Origin of the sequence: Corynebacterium mendelii, from assembly GCF_017307055.1 — a bacterium.
Classification (GTDB): Bacteria; Actinomycetota; Actinomycetes; order Mycobacteriales; family Mycobacteriaceae; genus Corynebacterium; species Corynebacterium mendelii.
The window spans coordinates 281503-297231 of the sequence record NZ_JAFLEQ010000017.1; the positions used below are offsets into that span (position 1 = coordinate 281503).

At 64.5% G+C, this 15729-nt stretch carries 9 protein-coding genes; 5 read left to right on the forward strand and 4 right to left on the reverse strand.

What is annotated here, in order from left to right; genetic code table 11:
• Positions 1-50: 50 nt before the first annotated feature.
• Together JZY06_RS11495 and JZY06_RS11500 are read left to right on the forward strand one after the other, a co-directional pair.
• On the forward strand, positions 51-1223 hold the full coding sequence (locus tag JZY06_RS11495; RefSeq protein WP_207279694.1) for a porin PorA family protein: 1173 nt from the start codon (positions 51-53) through the stop codon (positions 1221-1223).
• Positions 1224-1228: 5 nt separating this feature from the next.
• Entirely contained in the window at positions 1229-2770 is a 1542-nt protein-coding gene (locus JZY06_RS11500) for a hypothetical protein (protein ID WP_207279695.1), read from the forward strand.
• 21 nt (positions 2771-2791) lie between these two features.
• On the opposite strand, the gene JZY06_RS11505 is transcribed toward JZY06_RS11500, so the two are convergent.
• Positions 2792-3925 (reverse strand): glycosyltransferase family 4 protein, encoded by a 1134-nt coding sequence (locus JZY06_RS11505; RefSeq protein ID WP_207279696.1) that lies wholly within the window; start codon positions 3923-3925, stop codon positions 2792-2794.
• Positions 3926-4076: 151 nt separating this feature from the next.
• Between JZY06_RS11505 and JZY06_RS11510 the strand changes: the two genes are divergently transcribed.
• Positions 4077-4856 carry a class I SAM-dependent methyltransferase gene (locus JZY06_RS11510; protein WP_330617278.1) on the forward strand — a complete coding sequence of 260 codons (780 nt, stop codon included), beginning with the start codon at positions 4077-4079 and terminating at the stop codon, positions 4854-4856.
• An 8-nt stretch (positions 4857-4864) separates the two neighbouring features.
• Here JZY06_RS11510 and gnpA read toward each other — a convergent pair whose 3' ends face one another.
• The gene (gene gnpA / locus JZY06_RS11515) at positions 4865-7165 is read right to left on the reverse strand and encodes a 1,3-beta-galactosyl-N-acetylhexosamine phosphorylase (RefSeq protein WP_207279698.1); all 2301 of its coding nucleotides are present in this window, start codon (positions 7163-7165) and stop codon (positions 4865-4867) included.
• 536 nt (positions 7166-7701) lie between these two features.
• Between gnpA and JZY06_RS11520 the strand changes: the two genes are divergently transcribed.
• Positions 7702-8829: an ABC transporter ATP-binding protein gene (locus JZY06_RS11520; protein ID WP_207279699.1), complete on the forward strand. Its 1128-nt coding sequence runs from the start codon at positions 7702-7704 to the stop codon at positions 8827-8829.
• Between the two features lie 202 nt (positions 8830-9031).
• Positions 9032-10282, forward strand: coding sequence for a DUF4032 domain-containing protein (locus JZY06_RS11525; protein WP_207279700.1), 1251 nt, complete (start codon positions 9032-9034; stop codon positions 10280-10282).
• A gap of 82 nt (positions 10283-10364) precedes the next feature.
• Here the strand turns inward: JZY06_RS11525 and JZY06_RS11530 are convergent, their stop codons facing one another.
• Together JZY06_RS11530 and JZY06_RS11535 are read right to left on the reverse strand one after the other, a co-directional pair.
• Positions 10365-13319, reverse strand: coding sequence for an HNH endonuclease signature motif containing protein (locus tag JZY06_RS11530; RefSeq protein ID WP_207279701.1), 2955 nt, complete (start codon positions 13317-13319; stop codon positions 10365-10367).
• 489 nt (positions 13320-13808) lie between these two features.
• The coding region (locus JZY06_RS11535) for a beta-galactosidase (RefSeq protein ID WP_207279702.1) at positions 13809-15729 on the reverse strand (1921 nt) is incomplete at its 5' end.

Below are 15729 nucleotides of genomic sequence, written 5' to 3' on the forward strand. Positions count from 1 at the left end.
GGCCGGACGCCCCCCATTTTTCTCTTCACCGACCCACCCACAGGCCCGCAATGTCCAGAAATCTTCTCCGCCGACGCCCCTACCGGGCGGCGGCGGCTGTCCTGCTGGTTATCGCTGTTGCTTGTGCAGTGGCCGCCACCGCCTTCCAGTCGGCGGTACTCAACCAGGCGCACCTGATCCCGGCGGTGGACAACCGGGTCGACATCGGGTTCAGCGGGCGGGCCGAAGTGGTCTTCGATTCGGCAGCGTGGCTGGATGACCGCCCGCACGGCGGGCAGCCCGACTGCGCCGGCCCGGCGGCGCGGCTGGGCTGTTTCACCCGGACTGCGGTTCCGGTGGAAGCCACCGGGGTGATCACCACCGCCCCTGACCCGCAGTCGCGGAAAAACGTCGCGATTACCGCCCGCGGCAGCGCCCGGGCGGGCGGTATCCCCCTGTGGTCGACCACCGTCACCGAAACCGTCGACCGGGTCCACGGCCGACCCGCCGACGGGACGACGGTGTCCGCCCGCTTCGACCAGCCGGTCGTCGGCGTCAACGACACCCCCCGTATCCTTCCGGCCCCCGGCACCGGGCTGACGTTTTTCTTCCCGCCGGTGACACCGCTGCGCTCCGTGGAATTTTTCGACCCGCTGACCAGAACCACCACCCCGATCGACTACGCCGACCCGGTGCCCGCCGACACGGTGAAAAACTATGCTTTCCACCAGTTGACCGGGCCGGTGAACCTGTCGGACAACCCGGCCGGAAACCCCAGCCGCCTGACAGTGGCGGCCGGGCGGGCCTACACCGGAATTGAACTGCGGGCGCAGGGCCTTGACCCCGACACCCCGGTGAAGCTGAGCCGCTACCGGTTTGTCCACCGGGTGGTGGTGGTCCACCGGGATTCGGGGATCATTGTCAACGAAACAGTGAAAGTCCGCGACGAATTCGCCCGCACCCGGCAGGAAGCGGCAGTGCAGGCGTTCGGCACCGGCGGGCGGGTGGAACCGGAAACTTTCGCCCCCGCCGGGCAGCGCACCGCCTTGTCGATGACCGCGGGCTACGACAAACCCACCAGTGATGATGCGGCCGACCGCGCCCTCCACTTCCACCGTGATCTGGCAGCCGCCACCCGTTTCCGCGACATTGTGTGGCTTATGGCGGGCATCTCGCTGGCCGCTGTCGGATACCTGTCGGCCGGTGCGCTGCGCCGCCGGATCCGCTCCGCGAAAGTGTCCTAGCCGCCGTGGACAGGTTCAGACAGGCCGCTGTCGGCTGCAGTGCGGTGATCCTGGCCGGGCTGGTGCTGTGGCCGGTGGCCGGACGCGGGATTTTTGTCCACCGCGACATGTCGGTGCCGCACACCCTGGCGTTGACCCCCGACATGTTCGGTTTCACCGGCGCCTGGCCGCGGGCCGTCCCGCAGGACGGTGTGCTGGCTGTGCTGTCGTATCTTGTGGACGCCGATATCGTGGCCCGGCTGTTTCTGCTGTGCGGCTGCGCCGCCGGATGCGCCGGGGCGCTTGTGCTGGCCCGGCATGTCGGGGCCGACGGTTTTTTCCGCCCGACGGTGGCCATGGCGATCACCGTCTACAACCCGCTGGTGGTCGAACGGCTGCTGCAGGGCCAGTGGTCTTATGTGGTGGCCTGCTGGTGTGTGGTGCTGGTGGCCGGGTGCGCCCTGGCCGGTGCACCGCTGCCGATGGCGCTCGGGATATGGGGCGCCTCCCTGACACCGCCGGGGCTGGTGGTCGCCGCCGTCACCGCGGTTGTCTGCGCCCGCGGCAGACGCCTCCTGGCCGGGGCCACCGCGGCGGTGTGCGCCCTGCCGTGGCTGGTGCCGGTGCTGGTTGGCGGCGGTGGCCGGGCAACTGTCGGCGCGGCCGCGGGGGTGGCCGCCTTCGCCCCGCGGGCCGAACACGGCGTCGGGCTGGCCGCGACACTGGCCGGCTTGGGCGGAATCTGGAATGCCGCGGCAGTCCCGGCCTCCCGGGAACAGGGGGCCGCCGTCTTCGGTATCGCCCTGGCGCTGTGCGCGGCCACCGCGCTCGGCCGGGTGCCGCGGCGTCTTGTCGTCCTGGCGGGGCTGGGCATTGCTGTCACAGTGGCGCCGGTGGTGGCGGGCCAGCAGCTGGCACAGGCCATCGACATGGTCCCGGCGCTGGGGATTGTGCGCGACAGCCAGAAATTTCTGGCCCTTGTCCTCCCGGCGTACGCCGCGGGGCTGGCCGCCGTGCGGCTGCCGTGGCCGGTGGCGGGCCTGGCGCCGGGGGCGGCGGCGGTCCTGATTTTCCTGCAGATGCCCGACGCCCCGCAGGCTGTGGGCCAGCTGCAGCCGGTCGACCCGGGGGCGGTGACAGCCAGCCTGACGGCACCGGATACCGGTGCCGCCGACCGGATCAACCTGTCACGCTGCAGCAGCATCATCGACCGGCCCAGTGACCTGGTCGCCACCCCCGCGGGCGGGGTGGCCGTGGATCCGCTGCTGAAAACCACCGGTGCGTTTCCCGCCGCCGGGCTGCGGGTCGACGGGGTGGTCACCGACCCGCATCTTGCCCGCCACGCCACCGCACGGCAGGCCTGGGCCGACGGCGATACCACCACCCTGGACCGGCTGGGCATCGGCACCGTCATCGACCCCGGGGGCACCGCCCACCCGACGGGTGTCACCGGCTGCGCGCCCCATCCCGCGGCAGCGGTGGCCCCGCTGCTGCTGACGGCCCTGTGGCTTGCCGTCCCGGCGGGACTGGTGGTTGCCTGCCGCCGGCGGCGGCACCAACCGCGCTAGCCCGTCTTGCCGCTGCCTGTGTTACCGGCGGCTGGCCGGGGCTGCCACCGTGTCAATCAGCTGGGCGAACCGGCGGCCGGTATCAACCCAGGAATACCCGGCGGCACGGGCTTTGGCTTTCCCGCCCAGGGCGTCGACCGCCGCCGGATCATCAATCAGCCGGGAGATTTCGGCGATCAGTTCGGCCTTGGAGTCCACCAGCACCCCGGTGACCCCGTCGACCACCGAATCATTCAGCCCCGCCGAACACCGGTATCCCACCGTCGGCAGCCCGTGGCAGGCCGCCTCAATGACAGCCAGCCCCCAGCCTTCTTTCCGCGACGGCATGACGTGCAGATCCGCCGCCGCCAGCAGGGCATGTTTGTCTTCCTCCGAAACCTGCCCGTGGAAGACCACATTGTCGGCCACCCCCAGCTGCCGGGCGTAGGCGTGCAGGTTCTCCTCCCACCACCCGGAGCCGATGACATCCAGCACCACCGGCCGGGTCGCGCTCAAAGCGGCGACCACATCCATGGCGTGTTCAATCTGTTTGTGCGGCACCAGACGTGACAGGCACACCAGATGCACCGGCCGGCAGGCGCCGTCTTTGCGGGTTACCGGCAGGCCTTCCGGGATGGGGTCGACGCCGTTTCTGATGATGTGGATGCGGCGGGCATCCACCCCCAGCGCCACCAGTTCCTCGGCGGAAGGACCCGACACCGTCACATAGTCGCAGTGCCGGTTCACCCTGGGGCTGAGCACCGATTCAATGAACCAGCCGACCGCCGCAAGCACCCGCCCGGCCACCGGCCACTGTTCCCGGTGGCAGTGGTGGGTGAGAACAATCGTCGGCTGCCCCATCGCCCACACCGCGAAAAACGGGATGCCGTTTTGGGTGTCGACCACCACATCGGTGTGCCGGTAGGGGCCAAGCCCCATCCGCCCGGCCAGCATCGCCAGGAACGCCCGCGGATAGACGGTGAATTTCCCGCCGTAACGGTGGTGGACCACCCCGTCGATGGTCTGTGTGGCCGGATGCCCCCGGCTGGCGGCCGTCCGCAGATAAACCTCGTGGCCGAGTTGCGCCAGATAGCCGCCGACATGTTCCAGGTAGCGTTCGGAACCACCGGCCTGGGGATGGGCGGTATCGCGCCAGCACAGCAGCAAAATCTTCATGGTGGCCTTCACCCTATCCCACAAGACCGCAACCGGACACCCCCACACCCATCTTGACCAGCAACTTCATACCGTTTTCCCAGGTTTTTCTTGGGGGAACATCCGGCCCGGCCACAGTGGCGGATCCGCCGGGCGCCTACAGTGGACAACCGTGCCCGATGCTTTGCCGCTCACCCGCGCCGCCGCCACCCTGACCCGGTCGCTGGCCCTGCTGCGGTCCTATCCCGACGAGCAGAACAACCCGGAACGCTTCTACCGCAGTCTGGCCGAGGACACCGCCGGGATGATTTCCCGCCTGTGCGCCGACACCGGCACCGGCCCGCTGGCGGGGAAAACAATCCTCGACGTCGGCGGTGGACCGGGATATTTCCGGCAGGCCTTCGCCGCCTACGGAGCCGGCTATCTGGCGGTGGAACCGGACCAGAGGGAAATCACCGCCGCCGGGCTGCCGGGGGCGGCCGATGTGCGGGCCACCGGGCAGGACCTGCCGTTTGCCGACGCAACCTTTGATGTGTCGGTCAGTTCCAACGTCGTCGAACACACCGACCGGCCGTGGCAGATGCTCGACGAGATGCTGCGCGTCACCCGCCCCGGCGGGCTGGTGGTGGTCAGCTACACCGTGTGGCTGGGGCCGTTCGGCGGGCATGAGACAGGACTGCTGCCGCACTACATCGGCGGGGACTACGCCCGCCGGCGCTACCAGAAAATCAACGGCCACCCGCCGAAGAACGTTTTCGGCCACAGCCTGTTTGCGGTGTCGGCCGCCCGCGGCATCGCCGAAGCGAAAAAACGTGCCGCCGCGGGCCACCGGCTGGTCGGGCTGTTCCCCCGCTACCACCCGGGGTGGGCGTGGTGGGTGACCGCGGTTCCCCTCCTGCGGGAATTCGCGGTCTCCAACCTGGTGATCGTCATGGCCGCACACGACCGCTGAGCGCCCGCTCAGTCGATGTCGAACCACCGGCTTTCCCCGGCGTCCAGGGTGATCTCCCCGGCAACCAGCGACGACAGGCGGGTGGTCACCGGCGTGCCGCCGTTGTTGAACACCAGCAGTTTGTTCGCCTTCCGGTAGTAGGCGGTATCGACCTGCGGGCACTGCGCCACCGGAAGCTCGCCATAGCTGTCTTCCCGTCCGGCCGCCCACATAATCGCCCGGTAGAGCAGGCGCTCATTGTCCGCGCTGTAGCCCAGTCCGGCGAAATACACCGCCCGCCCGTCACCGAAACAGTTGGTGGCGATATCGATGCTCTGGCCATGGGCGGCATGCACCTTCACGCTGTCGCGCACCACGGTGACCTGGCCCGGCCGGCCCTGCGGGTCAAACGCCGGGATGGTGCCGTGGCCGGGGATGCCGCCGCCGGTGATGAAGTGGGGCTGCAAAGAAAAATAGCGGTCGGTTGACAGTGACCAGCCGCATTCCCGGTCCACGCCGAATACATCGGCCAGTTCGAAAAACCGGCCGTTACCCGGGCAGGCCGCAGGCTCCCCCACCCCGATGATCCCGCCTCCGCGGGCAATGAAATCACGCACCGCCTGCGCCAGACCCGGCTGCCGCCAGGCCGCCCCGCCGGAAAAAGCGGTGGCCGCCTCACCCACATTGATCAGCACGTCAATGTCATCCGGGACGCCGTCCGCGATATCGGCGAAAGACACAAATTCCACATCCACCGCCATTCCGGCCAGGGCCTCAACAACCCCGACATGGGCGGTGGTGTGCTCGTAGGGCAGAGCATGGGCAACCATGTGGGTCTGCCAGCTGCGGCGGGCACCCCACGCGTTGAGCACCCCGACCTTCACCCCGCAGGTGGCGGGCCTGTCTTCCTGCGAGATGTCGTGGATGGCCCGGAATTGCCCGGCGATGGACTGCATGACTTCGGTGAAACCGGGAGCCTCATCGGCGAGTTTGAGATACCCGCCCCAGCCGATCCGGTCCAGCGGGCAGCGCACAATCGCCCGGCGGGCCTGCCGCCAGGAGGACCAGGCTTCCTTTTCCGGTTGCCCGCCGGGGTGGAAAGTGTCGGGGAAAAAGTAGGGCAGCAGCCTGCCCTCGTGGATGCTGACATGGGGGATATCGCTGATCATGCGGCAGGTGGCGGCATTGCCGACGGAACCGACCACCGCGTCCAATCCGATCCCGGCGAAATAGTCACCGTAGGGTTCGGTGCCGATCCAGTTGTCGCCCAGAAACATCATGGCCGTCCGGCCGTGGGCGTGCACGATATCAACCAGCTGTTTGGCCTGCTCGGCGACGAACCGGCTGGTGAAATCCATCCAGTCGACGAATTTTTTGCGCGGCGGGCGAAATGGCGAGTTGTAGTAGCCCTCGTCGACGAACACCTCCGGGTCGAGGCGGTAGCCGTATTCGGCCTCGAAGGCGTCGATGGCTTTCGGCGACACCGATGCCCCGTAGCCGAACCAGTCGACGAACTTCTCTTTCCCGTCCGCGCCGAACACCAGATGGAAGTGGTAGAAAAACGTGGTGAAACGCACCACATCAACCTGCGGGTTGTCCTCCAGCCACCGGGTGAGCTGCTCCCGGGCAAACTGCCGGGTCGCCGGGTAGCGGATATCGTAGGGGATTTCTTTTTTCCGCTGCGGATCATCCTCCCAGCCGTTGGTGAGATAGTTGTACATCTGGGTGGAATCCCACATCTGTTTCGCCATGAAGTTGACGCTGTAGAGGTGGAAACGCTCCGGCGAATCAATGGTGACGGTCACCACCTCGCGGCGCGGATCATCGGCCGGCCAATCATCGTCGCAGTCGGCCGCATCACGCGGGACAGTGGAAATCCGCCAGTCGGAGCGTTTCAAAGGGCAGCCGGTGGAACGGTCCATCACCTGCCAGAAACGCTCCGTATCCACTCCCAGATCAGGGGCGATCTGTTTGTGGTAGTACTCGGCGGCGACCTCAATATCCAGCGGGGATGACTCCATGGCGGTCACCGTGGCCGAGGACAGGAACATGCGGGTGGTTTCATCCGGGTGAGCCAGCGCGAACTCGTTGTCGCCGCGGGCCGGGAAATAGGTGGACATGATGCGGGCACCCCACTGGGCGGCCGTATCCGGCAGGCTGGTGCCGTCGGAATTGCGCACCCAGTCCGCCCCCAGCATCCCGATGAGCTGCCCCACCCGCTCATCCATGCCGGATTGAATGGGAAGCGTCAGCCTTCCTGAAGATTTCTGCTGTGCGTGGTTCACTGCTGCCCCACCGGTACCTTCCTCATCGTTGTGAATTCGACCCATGGTTTCCAATTTTGCCTTCTTCACCGCCGCATGCGGCAGCCGCCGGCGGGCACCGGCGGGGAATACCACTGCTGCACAAGCATGAAAAAAGCCGGTCAAGCGCCCGTTGGAACATGAAAAAGGGGTGGCGCACACGCACCCCAACCGCCCCCGAAAAAGGCGGTGGTTGACAAAAACATCGGCCGTTTTTCCGCCCACCGCCGCCCGGCTGTCCGGCCGCTGGCGGCGGAGGAACAGCCGAAAATGGTCGATCATGAACCAACTGGTGATTGTTTGTGATTGCAGGATGCATGTTGTGTGTCACTTCTTCGCGCCAGCCCGCTGACTTTGCCGCCGGAATGTGCAATGATGTAACTCAGCCCGCATACATCCGCCACCAGTGACGGATCCCACACAGGGTGCGGGTGGACAATATTCAATAAGTGACCAGGACATCCTGCACCGCCACCCGGTACCGCTACCGGATCCGGCGGCGGCCGTCCTGCCACTCCACTCGGATCGTCCGGCACGTACCTGCCGGTGGAGGAGATAACCCCATGGCAACTGTCACATTCGACAAAGCAACCCGTATTTACCCGGGTGCCACCACACCGTCGGTCGACGAACTCGACCTGCACATCGAGGACGGTGAATTCCTGGTTCTGGTCGGCCCGTCGGGCTGCGGCAAGTCCACCTCGCTGCGCATGCTGGCAGGCCTGGAAGACGTCAACACCGGCCGTATTCTCATCGGTGACCGCGATGTCACCGACGTGCAGCCCAAAGACCGCGACATCGCCATGGTCTTCCAGAACTACGCCCTGTACCCGCACATGACCGTGCGCGACAACATGGGCTTCGCCCTGAAGATTTCGGGCACCCCGAAAGACGAGATCAACAAGCGGGTTGAAGAAGCCGCCGCCATCCTGGATCTGACCCCCTACCTGGACCGCAAGCCGAAGGCCCTGTCCGGTGGTCAGCGTCAGCGTGTGGCCATGGGCCGCGCCATTGTGCGTAAACCCCAGGTGTTCCTCATGGACGAGCCGCTGTCGAACCTGGACGCGAAACTGCGTGTGCAGACCCGTACCCAGATTGCTTCCCTGCAGCGCAAGCTGGGGGTAACCACCGTCTACGTCACCCACGACCAGACAGAGGCGTTGACCATGGGCGACCGGATTGCCGTTCTCAAAGACGGCATTCTGCAGCAGGTCGGCACCCCGCAGCAGATGTACGACGAGCCGGCCAACGAATTCGTCGCCGGCTTCATCGGCTCCCCGGCCATGAACCTGGGCACCTTCGATATTGAAGGAAACCACGCCGTCCTCGGCCCGGCCCGTGTGGAGCTGTCCCGTGACACGCTCGCCGCAGTCACCCCGGAAGACCAGGGCAAAATCATCATCGGTTTCCGCCCCGAAGCTCTCGAAGTTGTCGACGAGCAGGCCGGTGTCTCCATTCCGGTCAAAATCGACCTGGTCGAGGAACTCGGCTCGGATGCTTTCGTCTACGGCCAGCTGGCCGGTGTGGAAGGCGCCAAGCTCGGCTCCGGTGCCGAAGATGAAGCCAGCCAGATCATTGTGCGTGTTCCCCCGCGCACTTCACCGGGCCGCGGCAACATCATCCATGTCCGTGTCCGCCCCGAGCACCAGCACCACTTCTCGGCATCCACCGGCAAGCGCCTGCCGTCCTAAATCTCCCTGTCGGCCGACGCTGCCATAGCTCGGCCGACAGCAGGACAACCCGACACAAACACACACGAACACGGGCCATCCACGCACCACCCACCGGGTGCGCGCGGGTGGCCCGCCGTGTGCCGCCCAGCGGTGCCCCTTCCCGCATACTTCTCCCCCACCGGTGGATCTACATCCCCCCGAAGACGAAAACCGATCACCCATGCCTTTGCAGATCAATGCCGCCAACCCCGACCCGGAGCTGATGTCCCTGCCGTGGGACCGGCCACTGGAAAAATGGCCCACCCGTTTCCTGGCCGCCCTTCCCCGCGGCATTTCCCGCCACACCGTGCGCTTCGTGCGGCTGAAAAGCTCTGTGGTGGCCATCAAGGAAACCCCGGCCCCCATCGCGTGGCGGGAATACCGGATGCTGCAGAAACTCGTCCGGCTGAAAACACCCTGCGTCACCCCTGCGGCGGTGATCACCGAACGCACCAATATCCACGGCGAGGAACTCCTGTCCTGCCTGGTGACCAACCATCTTCCTTTCTCCCTGCCCTACCGGGCGCTGTTTTCCTCCGGAATCGACGAAGCCACCACCACCCGTCTGATCGACGCGCTGGCCGTCCTGCTGGTCAAACTGCATCTGCTCGGCTTCTTCTGGGGGGACGTCTCTTTGTCGAACACCCTGTTTCGCCGGGATGCCGCAGGTTTCAGCGCCTATCTGGTGGACGCGGAAACAGGTGAACTCCACGAGGAACTGACCGCCGGACAGCGGGGGCACGACCTGGAACTGGCCCGGGTCAACATCATCGGCGAACTGATGGATCTGCAGGCCGCGGGACTGATCCCCGAAGATGCCGACGTCGTCGGTATCGGCACCCGGGTAGTCAGCTCGTACGAGAATCTGTGGGATGAATTGACCAGCGAGGAAACCATCGCCATGGATGAGCGGTGGAAGCTGGCACGGCGGATCGAACGGCTGGAAGATCTGGGCTTCGATGTCGCCGAAATGACCATGGTGCACGACGCCGGCAAAGAAGCCTTCGTCATCCAGCCGAAAGTCGTCGACGCCGGGCACAACAAACGCCGCGTCAGGTTCCTCACCGGGCTGGACGTGCACGAAAAACAGGCGAAACGGATCCTCGACACGATGCGCACCTGGGCCAGCGCCAAAGGTATCGATGAAGAACCCAACCAGGAACTCGCGCGCCGCTGGATGATGGAGATCTATGAACCGACTGTGGAAATGATCCCCCGGGAGCTGACCCACAAACTCGAACGCGCCCAGCTGTTCCACGAAATCCTGGAGCACCGCTGGTACCTGTCGGAACGGGCCGGCCGCGACATCGGCATGAAACAGGCCGCGAAATCCTATCTGCGCAACCAGCTGGCCGATAAGCCGGATGAGGAAGCCTTCCTCAACTTCACCGGCTCCGACGACGACCTGGACGATAGCAAACCAGAGGACTGACTTCTTTTTGTCCGCCGCTGTCGTGACAGCGGGAACATGACAACACCGGCCGGTAGCAGACATCTGTTACCGGCCGGTGCGGCTAGTTGTTGTTGCCGCCCTCGTCGGGCTTGTCGACGGTGTCGCCGGTGCCGCTAGGTTTGTCGCCGCTCTCATCGGACGTGTCACCGCCGTTGCCGCCGTCGGTGTTGTCGCCGTCGGTGTTGTTTCCGGCGGGGAGCTGCGGCTGGGTGTAGTAGGCGAGTGTGTCGGCGAGTCGGTCGGCAATGCCGTCGTGTCCGCGGGCGTGGAGTGCCTGGTCAATCAGGTGGAGCGGATGCGTGGTGAACACGTCGCCGGCGAAAGAGAGTTTCTCGATCAGCTCGGTGCGTGTCGGTTCCCCGGCGAGCAGGACCGCGGTGTGGTCGATGATTTCCAGGCACAAAACGTCACACAGGTGGGCTGTCAGCCCCGGGATATCGAGTTCTTCAGGGGTGAGGCGCTCGATTTTATGGCGGGTGAGAGTGACCATGCCGATGGTGTCAGCCAACCGGACCAGTTTGACCAGCCGGATCAGCTGCCGCCAGCTGACGTCGGTATCGAAACCACTGTTACGGGCGATAGTGGGGGCGAAGATACGGCTGGGGACCATCGCCTGCGGGAAACGACCGATCCGCGCGGTCACATCCGGATCGGGCAGCACCGCGTGCGCTATCGCCCGGGTATGGCGGGCGTAGCCATTCATCGGCCGGACACGCCACGGGCTGCCGATGAGAATATTGACCGGGTCACACGGCGGTGCCGGCATCATCATTTGTTCCGGGTCGAGATCATCGACACCGATAGCGGTACCGTCATCGCTGTCACAGGCGTAGCCGCAGGCAGAAATCCAGCTGCCGTCAAGCAGCTGCTCGGTGGTGTAGATACCGGATATCTGCCCGGTGCTATCGGGAAGTGCGGGGTTGTTGGCGTAGGCGATGATTTTATCGATACCGTCAACAAGCACAGTCGTCTCCGGAATAACCGGCCGGGCAGTCGCATCGACACGGCCCTGCGCCCTGCCCGCAGCCAGCGACACCAGCCCGGACCAGGGTGTTTTCTTTTCTGCGGGTACCCGGTAGAGCAGGTGCGCGCGCAGCGGTACCCGCACACCCGTAGTGCGGGGCTGGTTTCTTTTCTGCCTGAGTCTGCGGACAGCCGAGATCAGGCACCTGGTTTTCGGCGGCAGCACCTCGTAGCAGAACGCGCCGCCGGGGGTGGTGAATTCTTTCTCGATATCGACGTCATAGAGGAAACAGCCGGTGGAATCTTTCACCAACGTCATCACCGCGACACCTGTTTCCGGCAGACACTGCTCCCCATAGTCGGTGTCACCGTCGATACCGAGCGCGTGTTTGACGGCAGCACCCATAATCGCCCTTTCCCGCGGCTCACTCAACGCGGCGGGCAGATACAGCCCCTGCTCGACAAGAACCTTCCTTCCCACCGGCACCTGCGGCATCGCATGCGCGGCGAACTCCGGCCGCACCTCCGATTCGACCATCTCCCCGTGCATGGTGCGGCCCCACACATACAACGGCTTGTGGCACTTTTCAGGCAAATACCTGTCCGTGGCCACCCAACTATGCTGCCCGGTCATCTGAAACACCAGCTTGTCCGGATGGCCTTCCGGAACGATAATCATCATCCGCCCCGCAGTGACCTCGGCATGATGCCAATTGCACAACGGAATCAGATTCTCAATATCGGTCTTACCGCCGTGGCTCCAATTGCCCACATGGTGAATCTCGATGAATTTCCGGTTCACACACGTCGGCATCGCGCACTTCCCGCCATAAAAATGCATCAACGCATCAATCTGGTCATCGTTTGCGATACGCGCACCACGCCCCATCCACATCCGGCCCGGCGCCGTTGAATCCACCACCAACGGCACCAACTCACCATTGAGCAACAAATGCTCCAAGGATGGGCGATTAATCTCACAACCATGCGCCTGCACAGCACCACCCTCACGCACCGTCACACCCACACGAACCCCGGGGGCACGCCTGACAGACGACGACCAGCCACCCCCCGATAACGCCGTATCCACCAAAAACGACAATGCCGCATACGAATTCGCCGCGGACGGCAAACCAAACCGCGACACCCTGCACGTCCTCACCGACGCCAGCAACGTCTGACGACACAACAACGACAACAACCTCCCATTACGATCCACCCGAGTCCGCAAACGACCAACCACACCAGCATCGGAATCTGCACCATCGCCGGTGCGGGTGTCGGTGCCACAGTCGTCACCGGTGTCAGTGCCGGAGTTGGTATCCCCTTGGAGGCGATCGTCTGCTGTGTTGGTCAGCTGGGCCAGTGCTTGGTCGACTGCGTCGTTATCCGCCGGGTCCGACAGAAGATCGGTCACGGTGTCGTGTTGTTGTTCCGCCTGGTTGAAAGCCTGCTCAAGATCCCCGCAGGTGACCACATCGGCCATGACTTTCGCTGACTGGCCGGCCTGAAGCTCCGACATTTTCAGCAACGCCAGCACCTTCATCCCCAACACCGGATCCAGCAGGGCGCGGACCGCGACTGCCCCGGTATCAGGCATACGGGTGACCTTCACGAAATGCTGCCGCCCTTTTTTCTTCTTCGGCGGACACAAACCGGCAACCACATCCCGAAACCTGGCTACAGGCAGACGGGACGCGGTGGTGCAGAAATCAGCATCACTCATCGCCTCGGGGTGGCGCACCATCACAGTGACATGACTCCGGGTGAACTTACCGTCCAAAAACTCGGCCGCCACCAACTCGTGCTCAAGAAGAAAACGGCCGATCGCAATCGATTCCCGCGCCCAGGTGGCACTTTTGTCAAAAGCCTGCACCAGATACTCCACCATCGACGAACACCCGGAGCGTTCATGCGACCGGCGGGTCGCCATCACACCGATAACCATCATCGCCTGTGCCATGTAATGCTCACTGGCCCGCATGGCAATATCCAACGCCGTGGAAATCTCCTCATCAGGCATCACCACAAACGACTCAACACTCGCCTTCATGTTCGACATCACAAACACCGTCCCAAAAAAGTCTTTTCACCTGTATTTGTCCGGCCCATCAAGGCCATCAACACAGTTAGACCGAACACACGGGCGAACGGTTCCTTGCACGAACACATGTTTGATGCACATCACAATTTCCAACCCCGCCGACCAGGCCACCAGCCCGCCCCAAGGCGGCCGCATCACCCCCGGAAAAATTCCCCCACAAAGGACATGTCGAAAAATGCGCAGGCCACAGGCGCGGAAAATAACAGACGTCTGTTACACCACCCCCACCCACCGGCAACCAGCACCCGCCACAGCGCCACCGGCCAACGGATCACCACACACCCTCACTGCAGCGAACCGATGTGTGGTGCGTGTGGAAAAACACCACCGCCCGGTGGACAGGCCACTTCGCCCCAAGGCCTGCCACCGGACGGTGGGAGTTGCAGTCGATCATGGAACCGGAACGTGTTCACGGTGCCGGCTTTTTGGTAAAAAGCCCTACTTCAGCGGAACAACCACCGCCTGCCGGGGGCCGACGGTCAGCGCCCGGGGATCGGCTCCGAGCTCGTCCATGGTGGTGTCACCGATGGTGACGGTGTCGTCACTGTGGTTGAGCACAAAGAGGTTGTCCCCGCGTTCAATCGCCTCAACCCCGGGGATGCCGATGGTCATTGTCGGTGTGGATATGCCCGCGATCGATGCGGCACGGTCAACCAGGGCGGCACGAACAACGGCTCTGGCGTCCACCGACACATACATCACCGATCCCCGGCCCACCTGTCTGCTGGTGATGGCCGGTTGTCCGGCGATATCCAGCGCGGAGCCGGTGTCGGCATAGGTGCACAGCACATCGATGTCACCGGCACCGGCGAGTGATTCCGCCCAGATTCTGCCCGCGTGTTCCAGTTGCCGGCCACTGTGGCCGAATTTTTCCAGCGAGTCGGCCAGCGCCCGGTCAGATACGGTCACCGCCACTGACTGTCTGCCGCCGGTGGCGGTCACCGCCCCGGTGATCAGGTCACAGCTTTCATCGGGTGCGGCAAACAACCGGTCGAAGCTGCTGGCCCCTTCCCAGCGGGGCACACTGGCGGTGAGGTGCTCCACAACCCGTACCCCGGCAAGCTCAGCGAGGGCACCGCCCAGGTTGAGCTGGCTTGCTTGACCGGTTGAATCCACAACCCCGCTGGGGGCGGCGACGATGATCTGTGCCCCGCCGGCGGCGGCTTTTTCCAGCTGCTCGGCAACATTTTTATCTGCCGCAAACAATTCCGGAACAATGATCAGCGCATAGTCGGTCAGGTCACTGATCGGCTGGCCGGTGGTGTTGGCGGCGCCGGACAGATTGGCCGGATCAACGAAGTCGACGGTGTGACCATGTTCGAACAGGGTGCGGTGCCAGGCGCGGGCGCCTTCACCGAAACGGTGCTCGGTCGGGCCGATGGCACAGCAGCGCGCCCATTCACTGTCCCAGGAAAACAGCATGGCCACCCGGCTGGTGACGGCGCTGCCGCAGACGCTGTCCAGTTGCGCCAGGCTGCGGCCCAAAGCGCAGGTTTGTTCAAAAATGCGGGAGTCTTCGCCCGCGTGGGGAACCATCGCCGAGTGGAAGGTCTCGGCTCCCCGGACCGACTGCCGCCACTGGAAGTGCAGGATAGCGTCGGCGCCGTGGGCGATGCGCTGCAGTGACCACAGGGCATGCTGTCCGGGCCGTTTCGGGGAATTCACGCCGCGCCACTGCACTGCCGAGGGGGTTTGTTCCATCAGCATGAATGGCTTGTTTTTCAGGCTCCTCATCACATCCCCCTCGAAGGCGACTTCGGCGGCGGAGGCCGGGTTGGCCGGATCCGGGTAGGAGTCGTCGGAGACCACATCGATATCGCGCGCCCAGCGGAAATAGTCGCAGTGCGGGAACAGCCCCATGAAGTTGGTGGTCACCGGAATATCCGGGGTCAGGCGGTTAAGGATTTCCCTTTCCCCGTTATAGAGTTCCAGCAGCATGTCGGAGTTAAACCGTTTCCAGTCGTGCAGCTGCCCGGGATTGTGGAAGGTGGGCATATCGGCCGGCGGGGTGATCTGGTCGAAGCTGGTGTAGCTCTGCGACCAGAAGGCTGTACCCCACACACGGTTGAGTTCCCCGATGGTTTTATAGCGCCCGGCCAGCCACCGGCGGAAGGCGGCGGCGCAGCTGTCGCAGAAACACTCGTGGATGTGGCAGCCGTATTCGTTGGAGATATGCCACATTTTCACCGCCGGGTGTCCGCCGAAGCGGGTGGCCATGGCGGTGACCAGGTCACGGCAGGCGCTGCGGAACACCGCACTGGTCGGGCAGTACTGCTGCCTGGAGCCGAATCCCAGGCGCACCCCGGAAGAGGTGACCGGCAGGGTTTCCGGATTGTTTCTGGCCAGCCACACCGGCGGA